This is a genomic window from Halopseudomonas sp. Lyrl_26 (assembly GCF_051948695.1).
In the GTDB taxonomy this organism is placed as follows: domain Bacteria; phylum Pseudomonadota; class Gammaproteobacteria; order Pseudomonadales; family Pseudomonadaceae; genus Halopseudomonas; species Halopseudomonas formosensis.
On sequence record NZ_JAYJLH010000001.1, the window covers coordinates 44,895 to 64,332 of the forward strand.

The 19,438-nt window shown below is 63.3% G+C and carries 23 protein-coding genes; 11 read left to right on the forward strand and 12 right to left on the reverse strand.

Annotation, left to right across the window (positions count from 1 at the left end):
- Positions 1–45 precede the first annotated feature (45 nt).
- From VF673_RS00225 to VF673_RS00245, 5 genes are all read left to right on the forward strand, one after another.
- Positions 46–1,266, forward strand: coding sequence for a 3-hydroxyacyl-CoA dehydrogenase NAD-binding domain-containing protein (locus VF673_RS00225; protein ID WP_440290474.1), 1,221 nt, complete (start codon positions 46–48; stop codon positions 1,264–1,266).
- A 172-nt stretch (positions 1,267–1,438) separates the two neighbouring features.
- A complete protein-coding gene (gene cobU, locus VF673_RS00230) occupies positions 1,439–1,960 on the forward strand; it encodes a bifunctional adenosylcobinamide kinase/adenosylcobinamide-phosphate guanylyltransferase (RefSeq protein ID WP_440290475.1) in 522 nt (173 codons plus the stop codon).
- Between the two features lie 15 nt (positions 1,961–1,975).
- Positions 1,976–3,037, forward strand: a complete 1,062-nt coding sequence (gene cobT / locus VF673_RS00235) for a nicotinate-nucleotide--dimethylbenzimidazole phosphoribosyltransferase (protein ID WP_440290476.1) — start codon at positions 1,976–1,978, stop codon at positions 3,035–3,037.
- Complete coding sequence (gene cobC, locus VF673_RS00240; protein ID WP_440290477.1) at positions 3,031–3,606, forward strand: alpha-ribazole phosphatase family protein; 576 nt, start codon at positions 3,031–3,033, stop codon at positions 3,604–3,606. Before cobT ends, cobC begins: the two co-directional genes overlap by 7 nt.
- Positions 3,594–4,319 carry an adenosylcobinamide-GDP ribazoletransferase gene (locus VF673_RS00245; RefSeq protein WP_440290478.1) on the forward strand — a complete coding sequence of 242 codons (726 nt, stop codon included), beginning with the start codon at positions 3,594–3,596 and terminating at the stop codon, positions 4,317–4,319. Before cobC ends, VF673_RS00245 begins: the two co-directional genes overlap by 13 nt.
- Positions 4,320–4,691: 372 nt before the next feature.
- Here the strand turns inward: VF673_RS00245 and VF673_RS00250 are convergent, their stop codons facing one another.
- Genes VF673_RS00250 through purM form a run of 3 tightly spaced genes read right to left on the reverse strand, consistent with a single transcriptional unit; the run spans position 4,692 to position 7,182 of the window.
- Positions 4,692–5,450, reverse strand: a complete 759-nt coding sequence (locus VF673_RS00250) for a DUF3108 domain-containing protein (RefSeq protein WP_440290479.1) — start codon at positions 5,448–5,450, stop codon at positions 4,692–4,694.
- A complete protein-coding gene (purN, locus tag VF673_RS00255; protein ID WP_320331764.1) occupies positions 5,443–6,114 on the reverse strand; it encodes a phosphoribosylglycinamide formyltransferase in 672 nt (223 codons plus the stop codon). Before purN ends, VF673_RS00250 begins: the two co-directional genes overlap by 8 nt.
- Positions 6,115–6,117: 3 nt before the next feature.
- Positions 6,118–7,182, reverse strand: coding sequence for a phosphoribosylformylglycinamidine cyclo-ligase (purM, locus tag VF673_RS00260; protein WP_440290480.1), 1,065 nt, complete (start codon positions 7,180–7,182; stop codon positions 6,118–6,120).
- Between the two features lie 219 nt (positions 7,183–7,401).
- Here purM and VF673_RS00265 point away from each other — a divergent pair, with 219 nt between their 5' ends.
- Positions 7,402–8,619: a DUF2066 domain-containing protein gene (locus tag VF673_RS00265; RefSeq protein WP_440290481.1), complete on the forward strand. Its 1,218-nt coding sequence runs from the start codon at positions 7,402–7,404 to the stop codon at positions 8,617–8,619.
- Between the two features lie 46 nt (positions 8,620–8,665).
- Positions 8,666–9,376, forward strand: coding sequence for a DnaA regulatory inactivator Hda (gene hda, locus VF673_RS00270; RefSeq protein WP_440290482.1), 711 nt, complete (start codon positions 8,666–8,668; stop codon positions 9,374–9,376).
- 119 nt (positions 9,377–9,495) lie between these two features.
- Here hda and VF673_RS00275 read toward each other — a convergent pair whose 3' ends face one another.
- From VF673_RS00275 to arsC, 3 genes are read right to left on the reverse strand one after another with little or no spacing between them, the layout of a single operon-like run.
- Positions 9,496–9,927 (reverse strand): DUF2069 domain-containing protein, encoded by a 432-nt coding sequence (locus tag VF673_RS00275; protein ID WP_090538168.1) that lies wholly within the window; start codon positions 9,925–9,927, stop codon positions 9,496–9,498.
- Positions 9,914–10,531 (reverse strand): NAD(P)H:quinone oxidoreductase, encoded by a 618-nt coding sequence (gene wrbA, locus VF673_RS00280; RefSeq protein WP_440290483.1) that lies wholly within the window; start codon positions 10,529–10,531, stop codon positions 9,914–9,916. The genes VF673_RS00275 and wrbA overlap by 14 nt, the downstream gene beginning before the upstream one ends.
- Positions 10,528–10,881 carry an arsenate reductase (glutaredoxin) gene (arsC, locus tag VF673_RS00285; RefSeq protein WP_090538163.1) on the reverse strand — a complete coding sequence of 118 codons (354 nt, stop codon included), beginning with the start codon at positions 10,879–10,881 and terminating at the stop codon, positions 10,528–10,530. The genes wrbA and arsC overlap by 4 nt, the downstream gene beginning before the upstream one ends.
- A gap of 160 nt (positions 10,882–11,041) precedes the next feature.
- On the opposite strand from arsC, the gene VF673_RS00290 reads away from it, so the two are divergent.
- Positions 11,042–12,295: a YihY family inner membrane protein gene (locus VF673_RS00290; RefSeq protein ID WP_440290484.1), complete on the forward strand. Its 1,254-nt coding sequence runs from the start codon at positions 11,042–11,044 to the stop codon at positions 12,293–12,295.
- Entirely contained in the window at positions 12,292–12,744 is a 453-nt protein-coding gene (locus VF673_RS00295; protein WP_440290485.1) for a TlpA family protein disulfide reductase, read from the forward strand. The genes VF673_RS00290 and VF673_RS00295 overlap by 4 nt, the downstream gene beginning before the upstream one ends.
- Before the next feature lie 6 nt (positions 12,745–12,750).
- Here the strand turns inward: VF673_RS00295 and VF673_RS00300 are convergent, their stop codons facing one another.
- The 4 genes from VF673_RS00300 to VF673_RS00315 all read right to left on the reverse strand — a co-directional run bounded on the left by VF673_RS00300 (position 12,751) and on the right by VF673_RS00315 (position 17,201).
- The gene (locus tag VF673_RS00300) at positions 12,751–13,329 is read right to left on the reverse strand and encodes a lytic transglycosylase domain-containing protein (RefSeq protein WP_407046242.1); all 579 of its coding nucleotides are present in this window, start codon (positions 13,327–13,329) and stop codon (positions 12,751–12,753) included.
- Between the two features lies 1 nt (position 13,330).
- Positions 13,331–14,044, reverse strand: coding sequence for a hypothetical protein (locus VF673_RS00305; RefSeq protein WP_320331760.1), 714 nt, complete (start codon positions 14,042–14,044; stop codon positions 13,331–13,333).
- The gene (locus tag VF673_RS00310) at positions 14,041–15,774 is read right to left on the reverse strand and encodes a proline--tRNA ligase (RefSeq protein ID WP_090538152.1); all 1,734 of its coding nucleotides are present in this window, start codon (positions 15,772–15,774) and stop codon (positions 14,041–14,043) included. Before VF673_RS00310 ends, VF673_RS00305 begins: the two co-directional genes overlap by 4 nt.
- A gap of 161 nt (positions 15,775–15,935) precedes the next feature.
- Positions 15,936–17,201, reverse strand: a complete 1,266-nt coding sequence (locus tag VF673_RS00315; RefSeq protein ID WP_440290486.1) for an OprD family porin — start codon at positions 17,199–17,201, stop codon at positions 15,936–15,938.
- A gap of 252 nt (positions 17,202–17,453) precedes the next feature.
- Here VF673_RS00315 and VF673_RS00320 point away from each other — a divergent pair, with 252 nt between their 5' ends.
- Together VF673_RS00320 and VF673_RS00325 are read left to right on the forward strand one after the other, a co-directional pair.
- Positions 17,454–17,885 carry an HIT domain-containing protein gene (locus VF673_RS00320; RefSeq protein ID WP_090538148.1) on the forward strand — a complete coding sequence of 144 codons (432 nt, stop codon included), beginning with the start codon at positions 17,454–17,456 and terminating at the stop codon, positions 17,883–17,885.
- Positions 17,882–18,100, forward strand: a complete 219-nt coding sequence (locus tag VF673_RS00325) for a SlyX family protein (RefSeq protein ID WP_090538146.1) — start codon at positions 17,882–17,884, stop codon at positions 18,098–18,100. The genes VF673_RS00320 and VF673_RS00325 overlap by 4 nt, the downstream gene beginning before the upstream one ends.
- A 49-nt stretch (positions 18,101–18,149) precedes the next feature.
- On the opposite strand, the gene VF673_RS00330 is transcribed toward VF673_RS00325, so the two are convergent.
- Together VF673_RS00330 and VF673_RS00335 are read right to left on the reverse strand one after the other, a co-directional pair.
- Positions 18,150–18,746 (reverse strand): cold-shock protein, encoded by a 597-nt coding sequence (locus VF673_RS00330; protein ID WP_440290487.1) that lies wholly within the window; start codon positions 18,744–18,746, stop codon positions 18,150–18,152.
- Between the two features lie 150 nt (positions 18,747–18,896).
- Positions 18,897–19,367 carry a Dps family protein gene (locus VF673_RS00335; protein ID WP_440290488.1) on the reverse strand — a complete coding sequence of 157 codons (471 nt, stop codon included), beginning with the start codon at positions 19,365–19,367 and terminating at the stop codon, positions 18,897–18,899.
- Positions 19,368–19,438: the final 71 nt, after the last annotated feature.

Below are 19,438 nucleotides of genomic sequence, written 5' to 3' on the forward strand. Positions count from 1 at the left end.
CGTAATGTATTGGCCACTCAATTCAAACAACGGAGAAGGGCAGTCATGGCTTCATTCGAGGACATCAAGAAGGTCGGTGTGATTGGTGCCGGTACCATGGGCCGGGGCATTGTCATGAACTTTGCCAACGCCGGTTACCCGGTGGTCTGGCTGGATGTGAACGGCGAGATGCTGGAGAAGGGGCTGGTCGAGATCGACGGCGTCTACAAGCGTTCGGTGGCGCAGCAGCGTTTTGATGATGCCGAAGCCAAGGCCCGTCTGGCCCGTATCAGCACTACCCAGAATTATGCCGACCTGAAGGACGTGGAGCTGGTTGTTGAAGCCGTGTACGAGAACATGGATCTGAAGAAGACCATCTTCGCCGAGCTGGACAAGGCGACCAAGCCGTCCGCCATTCTGGCCACCAACACCTCCTACCTGGATATCGACGAGATCGCCTCGGCGACCCAGCGTCCGGCCCAGGTGCTGGGTCTGCACTTCTTCAGCCCGGCCCACATCATGAAGCTGCTGGAAGTGGTGCGCGGCAAGGCCACTGCCCAGGACGTGCTGGATGCCTGCCTGGCGGTCGGCAAGAAGATCGGCAAGGAAGCGGTGCTGGCGGGCAACTGCCACGGTTTCATCGGCAACCGCATGCTGTCCATGTACTCGCGCCAGTCCCGCGAAGTCGTACTCGAAGGCGCCACTCCGTGGCAGGTCGACCAGGCGCTGCAGGGCTTCGGCATGGCCATGGGTCCGTACCGTATGTACGACGTGGTGGGTGTGGATCTGGGCTGGCGCTCCCGTCAACTGGCCGGGCTGGGCCGTGGCGAGCCGATCGTGTGGCTGGATAACCGTCTGTGTGAGATGGAGCGCTTCGGTCAGAAGAGCGGCCATGGCTTCTACCGCTACGAGCCGGGCAGCCGTCAGGCCATTCATGATCCGGAAACCGACATGATGGCCCGGGAAGTAGCCGAGGAGGCCGGTTACACCCAGCGCGATGTGAGCAACGAGGAAATCGTTCAGCGCTGCATTCTGGCCCTGGTCAACGAAGGTGCGCGCATTCTGGATGAAGGCTTTGCCGAAAGCGCCGAAGACATCGATCGGGTCTACCGCTTCGGCTACGGCTTCCCTGCCGAACGCGGTGGCCCGATGGCCTATGCCGACAGCCTGGGACTGGATGAGGTGCTGAAACAGATCCGTGAGCTGGAAGCGGCCCAGGGCGAGTTCTGGAAACCCGCTGCAGGTCTGGTTCGCCGTGCCGAGGCGGGTGAGAAGTTTATCGGCTGATTGAGCTGCTGTTCCCTGCCATTGCGGTGCCGCCCGGCACCGCAATACCTTTCCTGTCTTAGCCGCCACTACTCGCTTCTTTACTTGCTTGCGGAAAACTCCTAGGCTCGCGACTGCCTTCTTCCGCCCATCACGGCGGTCCGTGATTCGCTGCAGCATATGGGGTAACCGATTGATCGAACTGATTCTGGGCGGTGCCCGCTCCGGCAAGAGCCGCCTTGCCGAACAGCTGGCCAGTGCCTCGGGGCTGGAGGTGGTGTATATCGCCACCAGCCAGCCCCTCGATGACGAGATGCGCCAACGTATCCAGCACCACCGGCAGAGTCGGCCGGCCCATTGGCAGACGATAGAAGAGCCGCTGGCACTGGCGGGGGTGTTGCAACAGCAGGCTGCTTCCGGACGCTGCCTGCTGGTTGACTGCCTGACCCTGTGGCTGACCAATCTGTTATTGCACGACGACGGGCAGCGCCTGGAACAGGAGCGCCGACAGCTGCTGAATACGCTCGGCAGCTTGCCGGGACATATCATTCTGGTCAGCAATGAAACCGGTATGGGGGTCGTGCCCATGGGGGAATTGAGTCGCCGCTATGTGGATGAGGCAGGGTGGCTGCATCAGGCATTGGCCGAGCGCTGCGACCGGGTGCAGTTCTGCGTTGCCGGCTTGCCGATGCTGCTCAAGGGCGCAGACAAATGATCCTGGGAGAGTGAGATGACAACAGCATGGTGGCTGGAGCCGGTGGCTCCGGTAGATCTGGTGGTACAGCAGCAGGCCTGGCAGCGGCAGCAGCAACTGACCAAGCCTGCGGGTGCGCTGGGGCAGCTGGAGAGGGTAGCAGTACAACTGGCCGCCTGGCAGGGTGACCCGGCTCCGCAGATGCAGCGGGTGTGGATCAGCGTGTTTGCCGGCGACCATGGTGTGGCCGTGGAGGGGGTGTCTACGGTGCCGCAGGCGGTGACCGGACAGATGCTGCGTAATTTTGCCAACGGTGGTGCGGCCATCAGCGTCATGGCGCGGCAGCTGGGGGCGACCCTGGATCTGCGGGATCTTGGTCTGGCTGTGCCCATCGAGCCGTTGCCGGGCGTACATCACCTGAACCTGGCCCCGGGCAGCGCCAATCTGCTGCGTGAACCGGCCATGAATGCAGTGCTGTGCCGACAGGCAATGCAGGCGGGGCGTCAGGCCGTGCTGGATGCGCTCGAGCAGGGCACGCAACTGTTCATCGCCGGTGAGATGGGGATCGGCAATACCACGCCGGCCTGCGCCATGGCCAGCGTGCTGCTGGACAGGCCGGTGGCAGAACTGGTCGGGCCGGGTACCGGGCTGGATGCCACTGGTCTGCAGCACAAGACCCGGGTGATTGAAGCAGCGGTTGAGTTGCATCGACCGGACTGCCGGGATGCCTTTGATATTCTGCGCTGTCTCGGCGGGCTGGAGGTTGCCGCCATTGCCGGTGCCTACCTGGCCGCTGCCCAGCAGGGTATCCCGATGCTGGTGGATGGTTATATCTGCTCCACCGCGGCGCTCTGTGCCGTGCGGCTGAATCCCGGCGCACGGGATTGGATGCTGTTTGGCCATCGCAGTGCCGAGCCCGGTCATGCTGCGGTACTGCAAGGGCTGGGCGCCGAGCCGCTGCTGGATCTGGGCATGCGCCTGGGTGAAGGTACCGGTGCGGCGGCTGCGGTACCCCTGCTGCGCATGGCCTGCGCTCTGCACAATGACATGGCCACCTTTGCCGAAGCCGCCGTGGCCGCCGGGTCTGCTCAGTGTTGACGCTGGATCTGCTGCGCCACGGTGAGACCGAGCTTGGCGGCGGCTTCCGCGGCAGTCTGGATGATCAGCTTACCCCGACCGGCTGGCAGCAGATGCGTCAGGCCACCGCCCGCCCGGAGCATTGGGATGCCATCGTCAGTTCCCCTCTGCGCCGCTGTGCCGACTTTGCCTTTGAACTGGCCGAGCAGTGCCATCTGCCGCTGATGTTGCAGGACGGATTGCGGGAACTGCACTTTGGCGACTGGGAAGGCAGGCATGCCAGCGAACTCATGCAGGAACATGCCGAGGATCTGGGGCGGTTCTGGGCTGCACCCTATGAGTTCACCCCGCCGGGTGGCGAACCCATGCTGGCGTTCGAGGAACGGGTACTGAATACCGTCAATGAGCTGTATCAGCACCGCGCCGGAGAACATCTGCTGCTGGTCACCCATGGCGGGGTGATGCGCTTGCTGACTGCCCGGGCTCGCCGACTGGAGCGGGATCAGTTGCTGCAGGTCGAGGTAGGTCACGGCCAGCGGCTACGTCTGCAACTGGACGCCCGGGGGGAGTTTCACGAATGCCATTGTTGATTGCATTGCAGTTTCTGACCCGCTTGCCGGTGCGTCTGCCCGGGCTGCCGACGGCACAGGAGAACGGACGCTCGCTGCTCTGGTATCCGCTGGTTGGGCTGCTGATCGGCAGCTTGCTGGTACTGGCGTGGCTGCTGTTGCAGGGCGTGTCGACCGGGCTGCAGGCCGCGCTGCTGCTGGCAATCTGGGTCTGGCTCAGCGGTGGGCTGCACCTGGACGGTCTGGCTGACACGGCCGATGCCTGGGTCGGTGGCTATGGCGACCGCGAGCGGACTCTGGCAATCATGAAGGATCCGGCCTGCGGCCCGATCGGGGTGATCACCCTGGTATTACTGTTGTTGCTCAAGTGGGCAGCGTTGGTTGCCCTGCTGGAGTCGGGTCAGTGGTTGCCCTTGTTGTTGGCGCCCTGGTTGGGGCGCTGGATACTGCCTTTGCTGCTGCTGACCACAGCTTACGTGCGACCCGGCGGGATGGGGCATACCCTTGCCGAGCATATGCCCCGAGCCAGTCTACCCCTGCTGCTGACGGTGCATGCGTTGGGCATGTTGTTATGCGGCTGGTACGGGTTGCTGGCGCTGCTGCTGGCGCTGCCGGTCTGGCTGCTGGTACGCCATTACCTCCGCGCCCGGCTCGGCGGAACTACCGGAGATACGGCAGGCGCATTGGTGGAACTGGTGGAGGTGGTGGTGCTGATAGGTTGCGCCATTGCGTGATATTACGGACCGTCTGATTGCCAGAGACTTGGCGCCGTGCCAAGCTGCGGCCACGGGGTCTCCGGCGCGCACTGGATTGCCGCGCTTCGCTCGCAATGACGGGGTGTGCTGAGCTGAGCGGTGCCGTTGCCCCCTATCGTCATTGCGAGGAGCGTAGCGACGTGGCAATTCACGGGCCCGGGCATTCCCCGCACCCACTGGATTGTCGCGCCTTCGGCTCGCAATGACGGTGGATGTGTACGGTGTTGGGTGACGCGGTTCAACCTCAACGTCATTGCGAGGAGCGCCAGCGACGTGGCAATCCATGGGCTCGGAGTGTCCGGCTCGCTCTGGGTTGCCGCGCTTTGCTGGCAATGACGGAATAGTCGGGAATCAGTCCTGTCTTACCGGTGCGCCGACCACCGGTTGCCCGTCCATGGTCGCTTCCTTGAGCACTATCTGATAGTGCTGCCCATCGGTTTCCACCTGACTCAGACGCACCAGCAGGTAGTTCCAGTCCTTGGCGAACCACAGGGTGGTTTCCCGGCGGGCGTCGGGTTCGCGTACTCGCTGCACTTCCACCGCGTCAAACTGGCCGTTACGCGTGGTGACTCTGTCCTCGCCGGTCACGCGGAACTGGTACTGCTCTATCTCGTCGCCATCAAGCACCAGATAGCTCATCTCGGTCTTGCCGGCCATCAGATCGCGCTGCAGCGCCAGCTGGTAGGTGGTCTTGTCCAGCAGGCCGGGCTGGGTCGGCAGGGTGAACTCTTCCTTCTTGTGCACGCCCCGTACTTCGCCATTGGCCCAGTCAAACTGCTGGGTGGTTTCCCGGCTGCGGCCCAGGCCCTTGCGCTGGTAGCGGTAGGTGAGGGGGACGACCTCCTCGCCTTCGAGGCGCAGGGTGCTTTCCTCGGTCAGTCGGGCGACGAACATGCTGGCGTGAAAGTTCAGCGACCAGGTGCCATCGGCGTTCTGAGCCAGACTGTGCACGGCTTCACCATTGACCGGGATGTTCTTCATGTCCGCCGCGTAGCTGGCGGTAAAGGGCTGGAAAGGTTGGGCCAGGGCCAGGCTGCTGCCCAGGCTCAGTACCGCAGCCATCAGCCAGCGGCCCGGTCTGCGGCACAGTGAGGAGAGCTTGTCAGTCATTGCGGTTACCTCGCATGTCCATTTCAAATTGGTCCAGCCGCAGGCCGCTGGCCGGCAGGGGCGAGCCGTCCAGCAGTGCCCGGCCATTCTCCAGGCGCAGACGTCCTTCGATGTACAGGCTGGCAGCCAGCGGGTAGAGACGGTGTTCGGTGTTGCGCACGCGCTCGGCCAGACTGTCGGCCGTGTCATCGGGCAGTACCGGTACGTGGGATTGCATGATTGCCGGCCCGCCGTCCAGTTCCTCGGTAACGAAGTGTACGGTGGCGCCGTGTTCGCTGTCACCGGCTTCCAGGGCACGCTGGTGGGTATGCAGCCCGGTGTACTTGGGCAGCAGGGAGGGGTGGATGTTCAGCAGGCGGCCCAGGTAGTGGCTGACGAACCCGGGGGTAAGAATGCGCATGAAACCGGCGAGTATCACCAGCTCCGGCTGGTAGCTGTCGATCAGCGCCGCCAGCGCCTGATCGTAGCTGGCGCGGTCCGGGTAGTCCCTGTGGCTGAGCACGGCATGGGGGATGCCGGCTCGGGCCGCCCGCTCCAGTCCATAGGCATCGGCGCGGTTGGAAATGACCGCGACGATGTCAGCCTGCTCGGGGTGCAGGGTATCGATGAATGCCTGCAGGTTGCTGCCTGATCCGGAGATCAGGATGACGGTGCGGCAACCCACGTATCAGTTGCCGCTGCGCAGTACGACGGCCTCGCCACTGGCGTCGGCCTGTTCGATGGCACCGATGACCCAGGGCGATTCCCCGGCGTCACGCAGCACCTGCAGGGCGCGCTCGGCCTGGTCTGCGGCGACGCAGATGACCATGCCCACGCCGCAGTTGAGCACGCGGTGCATTTCGGTTTCGTCGACGTTGCCCTGCTCCTGCAGCCAGTTGAACACTGCCGGGCGCAGCCAGCTGCTCAGGTCGATGCTGGCACTGGCGCCCTGGGGCAGTACGCGGGGAATGTTCTCCAGCAGGCCGCCACCGGTGATGTGGGCCATGGCCTTGACCGCACCGGTCTCACGGATCAGCTGCAGCAGTGCCTTGACGTAGATGCGGGTGGGGGCCATCAGCAGCTCGGTCAGGGGCTTGCCGTCGAGCTGGATGTTCTGGATGTCGGCACCGGCGACCTCGATGATCTTGCGGATCAGCGAGTAGCCATTGGAGTGCGGGCCGGAGGAGGGCAGGGCGAGCAGCACGTCGCCGGCCTGCACCTGGCTGCCGTCGATGATCTCGCTCTTTTCCACCACCCCGACGCAGAAACCGGCCAGGTCGTAGTCATCACCTTCGTACATGCCGGGCATCTCGGCGGTCTCGCCACCGACCAGCGCACAGCCGGCCAGTTCGCAACCGGCACCGATACCGGTGACCACCTGGGCGGCGACGTCCACATTGAGTTTGCCGGTGGCGTAGTAGTCGAGGAAGAACAGCGGCTCGGCGCCACATACCACCAGGTCGTTCACGCACATGGCCACCAGATCGATACCGATCTGGTCATGCTTGCCCAGATCCATCGCCAGGCGCAGCTTGGTGCCCACACCGTCGGTACCCGATACCAGCACCGGCTGCTTGTAGCCGGCGGGAATCTCGCACAGCGCGCCGAAGCCGCCGAGGCCACCCATGACTTCCGGGCGGGCGGTGCGTTTGGCGACGTGCTTGATACGATCTACAAGCGCATTGCCTGCGTCGATATCGACACCGGCGTCCTTGTAACTGATGGAAGGCTTGGAGGGCGTTTGGCTGCTCATGCGTGGGTCTCGAGTCATCAAAGGGAGGAGGCGAACAGACCCGCAAGGGGGTGTCGCGATATAGCGCGCTAGTGTAGCAAATTCCAGCGCTGCCCGACCATGCCCGGACAACTTTGCGCGCTGCGGTTGCCGCCGCAGCGGTGCTTGTTTAATGTATGCGCTTTACGACCGCTGTAGCAGGCCGTTTTCGGCGCGGCAGCATCATCATATGGAATGACCATGGGTTTCAAGCAAGGCATCCGCGCGCTCCTGTCAGGCATGGCTCTTGTGGCCGCGCTCCACGCTCCGGCCGCTGTACTGGATAACCTCTACCAGGTTCAACTCACCCAGCAGGAAGATCAGCGCCGTGATCAGGCTCTGCGTGAGGCCACCGTGGTCATGTTGCAACGCCTGGCCGGCCAGAACGTTGATCTGAAGCACCAGGCTATCGCCAACGCCCTCAAATCTCCCCAGGAATTGATGAGCCGGATCGCCACCGCTGAAGGCGGGCAGCTGCGCATCCAGTTCGAGCCCGATGCCCTGGGGCGTGTACTCAAGCAGTCCGGTCAGCCGCTGCTGGGGCCCAACCGGCCGGGCATACTGCTGTGGGCCGTAGAAGCCGGGGAACTGGGCGACAGACTGCTGAGCCCCGTGGCTCCCCGGGCATTGCTGCTGAAGCAGGCAGCACAGCATCGTGGGGTGGCCCTGAGCTTTCCCCTCGCTGATCTGCAGGACCTGAGCCTGGTCAGCGAGCAGACCATCCGTCAGGCCAGCAGCCAGGAGCTGCTGGAAGCCAGCAAGCGCTATCCCGCCGATGGCACTCTGGCCCTGGTTGTCGGCGGGTCCGACGAGAACACCGAGTTGCAGTGGACCCTGTGGCTCAATGATCAGCACAACTCCGGGACGATCAGCGGCCCTGCCACCCAGGCAGCCGACGAGCTTATGCAGGCCCTGGCCGCCCAGGTCTTTGCCCAGTACGCCATTCCTGCTGCAGCCACCGGCGAGCATGCCGAGTGGCGTCTGCATGTGCAGGGTGTCGATGGCGTGGGCGCCTACTCCTCCCTGCTGGGTATGCTGCGCCGTCTGGGCACCCAGCAGCAGCCGCGGCTGCTGAGCATCGAAGGGGATGAAGTGGTGCTGCAGGTCAGCTTCCCGGGCAGTGAGGAGCAGCTCGAACGCATGCTGGGGCTGGATATGCGTCTGCAGCGGATCGAGGAGCCGGTGCGTGAGCCGGAGCCCGAGCCGGAGTTCGAGTCGGTTCAAACGGAACCGACAGATCTGCCCCTTGTCGAGCTGGACCCCGATGCCCCCGAGTCGCCGGTAGCCGAGGCGGAGTCAGCCGAAATGGCAGCTGCAGATGAGGAAGATTCGGCCGCGCCGGACGTGGCGGCCACTCAGCAGCCGGTCGAACCGGCTGCCCCGGCGCTGCCCACACTCTATTTCCGTTGGCGCGGTTAAGGCGGCCCATGGGTAATGCGGTCACTGTCGTGACGGGGCGCCTCTGATGTCCGGTCAACCCATGCAGCTGCCTCTGGGCGTCAAGCTCAGGGACGAGGCAACCTTCGACAGCTTCTTCGGCGGCCCCAACGCCGGGGTGCTGGATGTCCTGCAGCGCCTGTCCGATCCGCTGCAGAGCCCCGAGGAGCACTGCGTCTACATCTGGGGTGCCCCGGACAGCGGGCGCTCCCACTTGCTGCAGGCGGCCTGCCACCGCATGGCCGAAGCCGGTTCCCTGGCCATGTATCTGCCCCTGGACGAGGTGATCGACCATGGTCCCGGCCTGCTCGAGGGCATGGATGAGGTTGACCTGCTGTGTCTCGACGGTCTGGATGCGCTGGCCGGGCACAGTGACTGGGAAGAGAGTCTGTTCCATCTCTACAACCGCATTCAGCAGCGTCAGGGCCGCCTGCTCATGGCCGCCGGTGCGGCGCCCCGGGTGCTGGGGTTCCAGCTGCCGGATCTGGTGTCACGCCTGGGCTGGGGGCTGGTGTTCCAGCTGCAGTCGCTGGACGACGAGGCCAAGCAGCAGATGCTGAAGATGCGTGCCGAGCGCCGCGGGCTGCAGCTGCCCGACGAGGTAGCGCGCTACATCCTCAGTCGCGGTGCCCGGGGCATGGGCGAGCTATTTGCCGCGCTGGAGCAGCTGGATCAGGCCTCCCTGCAGGCCCAGCACAAGCTGACCATTCCCTTCGTCAAGCGGGTAATGGGCTGGTAGCGCCGGGCCTGTTATTGCGCGGCGCTGCGTAGCTCGTCGTTCATTTGGAATACCAAACTTCACTCCTCGCGCCTTGCTCCGCACAATAACAGACTCCGGCGAGCCGGGCGGCGGTGAGTTCAGCCTGGCTGGTGCTGCGCTGCAACCGCCGTGTTGCGCACCCGCTGTGCCTGATAACTCCAGCGCACATAGCCCAGCGCGGCGACGAAATACAGCACGCTGGTTGCCACCAGTATCCCCCCATACAGCTGCTTGCCCGGTACGAAGCAGGTCTGCACGCCGTAGATGAAATACAGGTTGATGGCAAAGCACAGCCAGGCATGGGCGCGCACATTGCCCAGCGCTATGCCCGGGAGGAAGATCAGCAGCGGCACGATCAGCACGCTGACAATGACCAGCGGGTTGGCGCCGTGCAGGTCGGCGATGAAGGCGTTGTAGATGAACAGGCAGGCCAGCAGCCCGGCATAGCCCAGCGCCGCCAGCAGGCGGCTCAGGCGGATGCGCGGTTGCAGGTAGCTCAGCGGCGGCAGCGGCTTGTCAGCTCTGGACATGGGCAGCTCCTGCCAGCAGCTGCCGGGTAACCGTGCCCACACGCTTGCCCAGCGCCCGGCACAGGGTGCTTTCATGCTGGTCGAGCGGGCGGGAGCCGTCCGCACCGGTATGGTGGCTGGCGCCATAAGGCGTGCCGCCGCCGCGGGTTTCGGTCAGTGCGCTCTCGCTGTAGGGCAGACCCACCAGCAGCATGCCGTGGTGCAGCAGCGGCAGCTGCATGGACAGCAGGGTGCTTTCCTGCCCGCCGTGCAGGCTGGCAGTGGTGGTGAAGACCGCGGCGGGCTTGCCGGCCAGGCTGCCCGACAGCCACAGGCTGCTGGTGCCGTCGATGAAATACTTGAGCGGCGCGGCCATGTTGCCGAAGCGGGTCGGGCTGCCGAGAATCAGCGCCGAGCAATGCTTCAGATCATCCTCGGTGCAGTACAGGGCGCCGGACTCGGGAATCTCCGGTGCGCTGGCGCGGGTTTCCGGGGACACCTTGGGCACGGTGCGCACCCGCGCTTCGATCCCGGCCTGCTCGACACCTTCGGCGATCAGGCGGGCCATGCGCGCGGTGGCGCCGTTATGGCTGTAGTAGAGAACCAGTACATAGGGTGCAGTCATGCGTAGAGCTCCAGGACTTTCTCCGGTGGGCGGGCAACGATGGCCTTGCCGTCACGGATGACGATGGGGCGCTCGATCAGGCGCGGGTAATCGACCATGGCCTGAACCAGCTCGGCCTCGCTCAGGTCCGGGTTGTCCAGCTTGAGTTCCTTGTAGATATCCTCTCCCCGACGCATCAGGTCCCGGGCGTTCATGCCCAGCTGCTGCAGCAGGGCGCTGAGGGTGGCGCTGTCCGGGGGTGTCTCGATGTACTCGACGATTTCCAGCTCGTCTCCCTGCTGCTCCAGCAGCGCCAGCGCCTGGCGGGATTTTGAACAACGGGGGTTGTGATAGATACAGACCTTGGACATGGCAGCTCTCCAATCAGATCCTGTGGGTGGTTTAAGCCGGGCTTGCCCGCTATTCTAAGCCTAAAGCGCTCTGGAAAAGCCATCCGGCGGTGTTACGGGACAAGTCCTTGCACCGGTTCCGTCCAGCGCAGGTACTTGCAACCATTGTCAGGGAACATGAATGACACGTCGACTCCAGCGGCTGATGCACTTCTGTCGCTACCTGCTGCGCCGCTTTGGCGAGGATAACTGTCCCAAGAATGCCGCTGCCCTGACCTACACCACGCTGTTTGCCGTGGTGCCGGTAATGACTGTGACCTACGCGATGCTGGCGGCGATCCCGGCCTTCAGTCAGGTCGGCAGCCAGATCGAGGGCTTCATCTTCGACAACTTCGTGCCCTCCACCGGGGCGGCGCTGCGCGAATACCTCAGCGAATTCTCCCAGCAGGCCCGGCAGCTCACCGGCATCGGTGTGGCGCTGCTGATGGTCACTGCCTTCCTGATGCTGGTGAATATCGAAAAATCCTTCAATGCCATCTGGCGTATCCGCCAGCCCCGACGCGGGCTGTCGAGCTTTCTGCTGTACTGGGCGGTGCTCAGTCTGGGACCCCTGTTGCTGGGAGCCGGTTTCGTGGTCAGTACCTATCTGGCTTCGCTGTCCTTTCTCACCGGCGACGCCATGCTGGCTTCGGCCTGGAAGGAGCTGCTCGCCTGGCTGCCGCTGATGCTGAGCATTGCCGCTTTTACCCTGATCTTCGCCGCCGTACCCAACACTCGGGTGCGTTTTCGCCATGCATTGGCCGGTGGTGTGCTGGTGGCGTTGCTGTTCGAGGGAGCCAAGGCGTGCTTTGCCCTGTATGTCGCGCTGTTTCCCAGCTTCCAGCTGATCTACGGCGCCTTTGCCACCTTCCCGCTGTTTCTGCTGTGGATCTATGTCAGCTGGTTGATCATCCTGTTCGGTGCCGAACTGGTGTGCAATCTGGGCAGCAGCGCCGCCTGGCAGCGTCCGGCCCAGCCCTGGTTGCTCAGCCTGCTGGCGCTGCTGCGAGTGTTCATGCAGGCGCAGAAAAGCGGGCAGGTGGTCGATCTGCCCGGGGTCAACGCCTCGGGTTGGATCATGCCCGAAGACCAGTGGCTGGACCTGACCGAGTGGATGGAGCAGCAGCGACTGATCACCCGTGCCCAGCAGGGCGGCTATGTGCTGAGCCGCGACCCCGGGCAGATGACGCTGGCCGAACTGCTGGGCAGCCTGCCCGAACCCATGCCATCGGTGGCGCAATTGCCGGTTACACTGGGGCAGCATGAAGACTGGTATCCGCCGCTGCGCGAAGCGCTGCAGCGACTGGAAGACTGCCGCCGGCAGGTGCTGGACGGCAGCCTGCGCAGCTGGCTGGCGGATGACGGCCAGGCGAACGCGGAGGGGGAGGGCGCATGAGAAAGTGGTTGTGGGTGACGCTGGTGATTGCAGCGTTCGGGCTGGCCGGCTGCGGCAACGAGCAGTGGCGCGATCACCAGGGCGAAGCCGTGGCCAGGACCGAGCTGCAGGGCAACTGGGTGGTGGTCAACTACTGGGCAGAGTGGTGTGCTCCCTGTCTGCACGAGTTGCCTGAGTTCAACCGGCTGGCGGCGGCGCGGCCGGATATCCGCGTATTCGGCGTCAATTACGACGGTGTCAGCGGTGAGGAGCTGCGCGAACTGTCCGACCGCATGGGGATTGCCTTTCCGGTGATGGGGCAGGACTTCGAGAAGAGTCTGGAGCTGGAGCGCCCACAGGTGCTGCCGACCACCTACATCTTCAATCCCGCCGGTGAATTGGTGCACAGCCTGCCGGGGCCGCAGACCGAAGCGTCGCTGATGGCACTGCTGGGTCAGGACCAGGGCTGATCGGACTCAGTCGCGGACGTACCAATAGCGGTACCAGTATTCCTGCACCTTGTCCGGGTACCTGTGACTGCCCAGGCTGCCGTTGTAGCGGGCCAGGGCGCGCCGCAGATCACCTTTTTCCAGATCCAGATAGTACTTGAGAATGGTGCAGCCGTAACGCAGGTTGGTCGCCAGGTCTATCAGGTTGTCATCCGGCCGGCCCAGTTCGTTTTTCCAGAAGGGCATGACCTGCATGATGCCCTGGGCGCCGGCCCGGGACAGGGCGAAGCGGTCGAACAGGCTTTCCACATGAATGACCGCCAATACCAGGTCGGGCTTGAGCCCGGCGCGGGTAGCTTCGCGGTGTACCAGACGCAGAAAGCGCAGACGCTCGGCCTCGTCGGGAATGTAGCGGTGCATCCGCGTGGACATGTCCAGCAGCCAGACCTGGGCATCGAAGGCGTCACTGAAGCTGTCAGCCTGGGACACCGCCTCCATCAGCAGCGCACGCAGCTCGGGGTCGACCGGCGGGCTCTGGCTCACTGCCCCGACTCCCGGGGCGGTGCAGAGCAGAAGACATAACACTATCCATGTGTTGCGCAGCATGTCAGGGCTGTCCGTTGTGGTCCTGTGCCTGTTGCCGGTCGAGGGCTTCGACGAACTCGAACTGCAGCTCCGGATCGCCGATCGTCAGCAGTATGAGCATGTTCTCCAGCTGGGTGGATTCCTCGCTCAGGCCCAGGGCTTCCAGCTGCCGGACGCGGCTCACCCACTGGGCGACATCCCCTTCCTCCAGGCTGTCGTAGATCAGCGGCACGGCCTGCTGCAGCAGACTGCGCAGCTCGCGGCTGACCAGCAGGTCGGCCTCGGCAACTACATTGCCGTTGGTTCTGGCAACCAGTTCAATGGCGCGAAGCTGGTTCAGGTCCAGATCCACGAACTGCTCCTCCAGCAGGTTCAAGCGTACCGCACCTTCATGGTCGGTCTGCAGCGCAAACTCCTGACCTTCGGCAATCAGGGTCAGCGTCTGGTTGGCCCAGGGCACCGTCTGGTAGCTCTCCCGGCTGCTCAGCTGTCGGCCCTCGGCATCCAGCTCGATGACTTCATGCAGCTTGTGCTCGGTTACCCGGATGATCCGCTGGGGGCGGGACAGTACCCGTGGTTCGCCTGCGTCAATGCTCAGGGTGTGGCTGACCAGATTGTGCTCGACACGGTTGGCAGCCGGGCTGGCCGGCTGCTGGGTGCTGCAACCGCTGAGCAGCAGGCCGGCGCACAGCCAGACTGCCCAGGGCGCCAGTGAATTATGCAGCGCTGTTTTCATGAACGTCCGATACGTTTGAGCAGGAAGTCGAACATCTGGTCCGCGGGCACGCTCTCGGCGTTCTCGGCGCGGCGGTACTTGTATTCCAGTTGACCTTCTGCCAGGCCGCGGTCACTGATGACCACCCGGTGCGGAATGCCGATCAGGTCCATGTCTGCAAATTTCACCCCGGGGCTGGTCTTCTTGTCGCGGTCGTCCAGCAGCACTTCCACGCCCGCCTGCTGCAGCGCGGAATAGAGCTGTTCGGTGGCTTCGCGCACGGCGTCGGAGCTTTCCATTTTCATCGGCACCAGGGCGACCTGGAAGGGGGCCAGGGCATCGGGCCAGAGGATGCCGCGGTCGTCATAGTTCTGCTCGATGGCGGCAGCGACCACGCGGGACACGCCGATGCCGTAGCAGCCCATCAGCAGAGTGCTGGTCTTGCCCTGTTCGTTGAGTACGCTGCAGCCCATGGCCTCGCTGTACTTTCGGCCCAGCTGGAAGATATGACCGACCTCGATACCGCGCTTGATCACCAGCTTGCCGTCGCCATCAGGGCTGATATCCCCTTCGACCACGTTGCGCAGGTCGGCAACCTCGTCGTAACGGGCATCGCGATCCCAGTTGACGCCGGTCAGGTGCTTGCCGTCCTGGTTGGCGCCGCAGACGAAGTCGGCCAGATGGGCGGCGCTGTGGTCGGCAATGACCTTGATGTTCATGCCGACCGGACCGATGGAGCCCGGCTTGCAGCCCAGCGCCTGCTGGATCTGCGCTTCGCTGGCGAAGGTCAGCGGAGCATGGACGGCCGGGTGGTTTTCGGCCTTGATCTCGTTCAGCTCATGGTCACCACGCAGGATCAGCGCGACCAGCGGCTGGGGCTGATCCTTTTCGGCGGCACCGAGCACGATCAGCGATTTGACGGTCCGGGTTGCCGGCAGGTCGAGGAACTGGCACACCGCCTCGATGGTGGTCTGGTCCGGGGTGTCGACCAGCTGCATCTGCTGGCTCGGCGCCGGACGCTCGCCCTGGGGCAGCTGGGCGGTGGCCTTCTCGATGTTGGCCGCGTAACGGCCGGTGTCGGAGAACACGATGTCGTCCTCACCGGACTCGGCCAGCACATGGAACTCGTGGGAACCTTCGCCGCCGATGGAGCCGTTGTCTGCCACCACAGGGCGGAACTCCAGACCCAGGCGGGTGAAGATGTTGCTGTAGGCCTGGTACATGCGGTCGTAGGTCTGCTGCAGGGAGGCCTGATCCATGTGGAAGGAGTAGGCGTCCTTCATGATGAATTCCCGGGCGCGCATCAGACCGAAGCGCGGGCGGATCTCATCGCGGAACTTGGTCTGGATCTGATACATGTTCAGCGGCAGCTGCTTGTAGCTGGTGATCTCGTTGCGGGCCAGCTCGGTGATGACTTCCTCGTGGGTCGGGCCGACACAGAACTCGCGGTCGTGGCGGTCCTTCAGGCGCAGCAGTTCGGGGCCGTACTGTTCCCAGCGGCCGGATTCCTGCCAGAGTTCGGCGGGCTGAATGGCGGGCATCAGCACCTCCAGGGCGCCGGCCTTGTTCATTTCGTCACGCACGATGTCTTCCACCTTGCGCAGCACCCGCAGGCCCATCGGCAGCCAGGTGTAGAGCCCCGAGGCGATCCGTCGGATCATGCCCGCGCGCAGCATCAGCTGGTGGCTGATGACGACGGCGTCGCTGGGAGTTTCCTTGAGGGTGGAGATCAGATATTGGCTGGTGCGCATGGCTGGGTGGTGTCCTGCTGAGAGAAGATCGGGAAATGGCGTCTATTGTACGTTCGCGCCCCATGGACGTATAGCCTGTCAGCGGGCCTTGGCGGCCTGTCGGTGCAGAAACGAAGAACCCGGCCGGAGCCGGGTTCTTCGGGGTTACAGCAGGGTGGTGCTCAGAGCAGGGTCCAGGTGTAGGAGGCGATCAGACGGTTCTCGTCGATATCGCCCCCATCCAGGCCTGCGTCCTGACGGACAGTTGCGTTACGCCAGGTCAGGTCCAGGCCCTGCAGCGCGCCGCGCTGGACGGTGTAGCGCAGGTCGGTGCTGCGTTCCCAGCGGGTGTCGCGATCAATGCCGACAAAGTCGGTGTCGATATTGCTGCCACGCACATAGCGGGTCATGAAGCTCAGACCGGGAATGCCCATGCCTTCGAAGTTGTAGTCGTAGCGGGCCTGCCAGGAGCGCTCGTCCTTGGCGTTGAAGTCGATCACCTGGACCGAGTTGGCCAGATAGATGGCGTTGTCGGCATAGTCATAGCCCGCATCACCGCCCATGCGCTGGTAGGCGACGGTGAAGTCGTGGAAGCCGGCACCCAGGGTGAAGGCCAGCGAGGTGGCCTTGTTACCGAATTCCTCGCCCGCCGGGCTGTCGTCGGAGGTATGGTAGTGGGCCAGATCGGTGGTCAGGTTCAGGCCATTGCCCAGCTCGGCGGTATGGGTGATACCGGCGAAGTGGCGCTTCCACAGGTCTTCGGCCTTGGAGGTATACAGCGAGGCGCTGAGGTTGTCGGCGAACTCGTAGGTACCGCCGAGGTAGGTCACCTTGTCATGATCGATAGTACCGCCGGAGAAGCCGTAGGGATCTTCATATTCGGCGGAGTCGTTCATGTCGCCGCGGTCGGTCATGCGACCGGCTTCCAGCAGCAGTCCGTCAATCGAGGTGTTGGTGATGCTGTAACCGAAGTAGTGGTTGGGCAGCAGGCGGGAGTCTTCGTAAGCGATGACCGGGTTTTCCGGCAGGTGGTAGCCGTAGCGCAGTACGGTGTCACCACCGAAGTTGGCTTTCACTGCACCGCGAATCTCGGAGTATTCGTTCGGTACGGAACCGTCATTGTCCACCGGCAGCAGCCCTGTGCCGGCACGGCCGCGGCCGCTGTCCAGTTTGATGCCTGCCAGGGCCAGCACATCGGCGCCCAGGCCTACCGGGCCTTCGGTGTAGCCGGACTGGAAGTGCAGTGCGAAACCGGTGGCGGTTTCCTCGCGTTTGCTCTGTCCGACGTTGTTACGGAAATCACGGTTGAAATAGAAGGTGCGGTTGCTCAGGGTGGCGGAGGCCCCCTCAACAAAACCTTCTCCCTGAGCGACGGCCTGAGTGGCGATAAGTCCATTGCCCAGTGCAACTGCCAGAGCGATGGAACTCCATCTGATAGTGGTTCTCATGTTACCTGCTCCTTCCGGTGAATATGCTTTTGTATAAGTACTTCAAGCAGCTGGTTTCGAGGATGAGTAAAGCACCAAACCCTCAAATACGAAAGAAATCTGCCTGCTGTTTTTTCAAATAAGCAAGGCGCCCGCCAGTGCGGGCGGATATATTATTATTCGTCAGCCAGCATAACGTGTCGGAAATGTATTTCCTTGATTTACGTCATGATGTGCTTTTGCCAATGCACCCGTCATCCATAGGAATCCGGTATGTTCACTCTGCATCCGCAACTTGCCCAAGACAGTATCGTTATCGGCGAGTTCCAACTAAGCAAACTTCTTCTGGCAAACGATTCTCAATATCCCTGGTTTATTCTTGTTCCGCAGCGTGAGGATGTCAGTGAGATATTCCAGCTCGATCAGGTTGATCGGCAGCAATTGCTGAATGAATCCTGCTGGCTGGGCGAAGCCCTGAAGGATGCCTTCGGCGCCCACAAGATCAATGTCGCTGCGCTTGGCAATATGGTGCCCCAGTTGCATATTCACCATATCGTGCGTTATCGCCATGATCCTGCCTGGCCTGCGCCCGTGTGGGGGAAGCTGCCTGCAGTGCCCTATACCGAGGAACAGGTCGGTGAATGCATCAGACGGTTGCAGACGGTGCTGACTTCTAACATTCGTTATGGGGAGGGTTTTCGATGAGCAGCGATGATCTTGTACAGCGGATGAATGATCTCGAGACCCGGCTGGCCTTTCAGGACGACACCATTCAGGCGTTGAATGACGTGGTGAGCAAGCAGGAGCTGGAACTGGAGCGACTGCAGCGGGCGGTGGAACTGCTGGCTCGACGCCAGGCCGATCTGGCAGCAGCGCTGCCCGGGGAAGCGGACGAGGATCAGCCGCCACCCCATTACTGAGCGATGGCCGCCGGCGGGTGTGCCCGGCCGGCGGCTGCGCTCCCGATTCTCAATCGAGGGGTTGTACGTCCTCGGCCTGCAGGCCCTTCTCCCGGCGTGCGACGACGAACTCGACGCGCTGGCCTTCTTCGAGTACCCGGTGGCCTTCGCCGCGGATGGCGCGGAAGTGGACGAAGACGTCGTCACCCTGGTCCCGGGAAATGAAGCCGAAGCCCTTGCTGGTGTTGAACCACTTGACGGTGCCGGTTTCCCGCGGGCCGTCTGCTCTGGCGCGGCTGCGGCCGCTGCCCAGCGACAGCATGGTGGTCAGGGTAAGTACGGTCAGCAGGCAGACTCCGGCAATGGCAGCAGCCACGGCCCAGGTCAGCAGCGGGCCGGCCGTGGGAGTGATCAGCAGTACGGTCAGAGGCAGCAGCACGCTGACCAGTAACAGGGCCGAGCCCAGCAGACTCAGGCCGTTGCGTACAACCGACTGCTTGCGTGGCTGGACATTGAATTGCTGGAGGTTGGCCAGGCCCAGCAGTGTGGCAGCAATGGCGGTCAGATCGATGGCGCCCTGGCGGGAGAAGAACGGCAGGCTGAAATACAGGCCGCACAGCAGCGCTGCCAGACCTGCGATCAGGTGAAGGTAACGGAGATTATTCAAGGTGGTCCATCCTGTTGTAACTGTTCTATGAGTGAAAAACCGGCTGTACAAGCGTCATGGCCGGGTGCGCACTCTAACCTGAAATGTCGACGGTCACAAAGCGGATGGGGAGGGGAGAGAGGAGCAGGCGTTCGCCTGCTCCTACAGAGCTTACTTCTCCAGCAGGCTGCGCAGCATCCACGCGGTCTTTTCATGCTCCTGCATGCGCTGGGTCAGCAGGTCCGCACTGGGCTCATCACTGGCCTTGTCGCAGGCCGGGAAAGCCTCGCGGGCGGTGCGTGCACAGGTTTCGTGACCCTCGACCAGCAGGCGGATCATGTCGGTTGCGGCCGGCACGCCGTCATCTTCCTTGATCGAACTCAGTTCGGAGAAGGCTTTGTAGGTGCCCGGCGCCGGGAAGCCCAGGGTACGGATACGCTCGGCGATCTCGTCCACCGCCAGTGCCAGCTCGTTGTACTGGGTCTCGAACATGGTGTGCAGCGTCTGGAACATCGGCCCCTTCACGTTCCAGTGGAAGTTGTGGGTCTTCAGGTACAGGGTATAGGTGTCTGCCAGCAGATGGGACAGCCCCTTGGCGATCGCTTCACGATCCTTCTGGCTGATACCGATATCAATCTTCATTATGATCTCCAGGCTTGCTACGAAAAGTCTGTTCAGTATATGCCGAAGCAGGCGCCGCTCAAGCTGAGTTT

Coding starts and splice junctions, on each gene's coding strand:
- VF673_RS00245 (WP_440290478.1), top strand. CDS start 3,594: ATGCCATTGTTGATTGCATTGCAGTTTCTGACCCGCTTGCCGGTGCGT.
- VF673_RS00320 (WP_090538148.1), top strand. CDS start 17,454: ATGTTCACTCTGCATCCGCAACTTGCCCAAGACAGTATCGTTATCGGC.
- purM (WP_440290480.1), bottom strand. CDS start 7,182: ATGAGCAGCCAAACGCCCTCCAAGCCTTCCATCAGTTACAAGGACGCC.
- VF673_RS00335 (WP_440290488.1), bottom strand. CDS start 19,367: ATGAAGATTGATATCGGTATCAGCCAGAAGGATCGTGAAGCGATCGCC.
- VF673_RS00265 (WP_440290481.1), top strand. CDS start 7,402: ATGGGTTTCAAGCAAGGCATCCGCGCGCTCCTGTCAGGCATGGCTCTT.
- cobT (WP_440290476.1), top strand. CDS start 1,976: ATGACAACAGCATGGTGGCTGGAGCCGGTGGCTCCGGTAGATCTGGTG.
- hda (WP_440290482.1), top strand. CDS start 8,666: ATGTCCGGTCAACCCATGCAGCTGCCTCTGGGCGTCAAGCTCAGGGAC.
- VF673_RS00275 (WP_090538168.1), bottom strand. CDS start 9,927: ATGTCCAGAGCTGACAAGCCGCTGCCGCCGCTGAGCTACCTGCAACCG.
- VF673_RS00300 (WP_407046242.1), bottom strand. CDS start 13,329: ATGCTGCGCAACACATGGATAGTGTTATGTCTTCTGCTCTGCACCGCC.
- VF673_RS00290 (WP_440290484.1), top strand. CDS start 11,042: ATGACACGTCGACTCCAGCGGCTGATGCACTTCTGTCGCTACCTGCTG.
- VF673_RS00305 (WP_320331760.1), bottom strand. CDS start 14,044: ATGAAAACAGCGCTGCATAATTCACTGGCGCCCTGGGCAGTCTGGCTG.
- VF673_RS00315 (WP_440290486.1), bottom strand. CDS start 17,201: ATGAGAACCACTATCAGATGGAGTTCCATCGCTCTGGCAGTTGCACTG.
- VF673_RS00295 (WP_440290485.1), top strand. CDS start 12,292: ATGAGAAAGTGGTTGTGGGTGACGCTGGTGATTGCAGCGTTCGGGCTG.
- VF673_RS00310 (WP_090538152.1), bottom strand. CDS start 15,774: ATGCGCACCAGCCAATATCTGATCTCCACCCTCAAGGAAACTCCCAGC.
- VF673_RS00250 (WP_440290479.1), bottom strand. CDS start 5,450: ATGACTGACAAGCTCTCCTCACTGTGCCGCAGACCGGGCCGCTGGCTG.
- VF673_RS00225 (WP_440290474.1), top strand. CDS start 46: ATGGCTTCATTCGAGGACATCAAGAAGGTCGGTGTGATTGGTGCCGGT.
- arsC (WP_090538163.1), bottom strand. CDS start 10,881: ATGTCCAAGGTCTGTATCTATCACAACCCCCGTTGTTCAAAATCCCGC.
- VF673_RS00325 (WP_090538146.1), top strand. CDS start 17,882: ATGAGCAGCGATGATCTTGTACAGCGGATGAATGATCTCGAGACCCGG.
- wrbA (WP_440290483.1), bottom strand. CDS start 10,531: ATGACTGCACCCTATGTACTGGTTCTCTACTACAGCCATAACGGCGCC.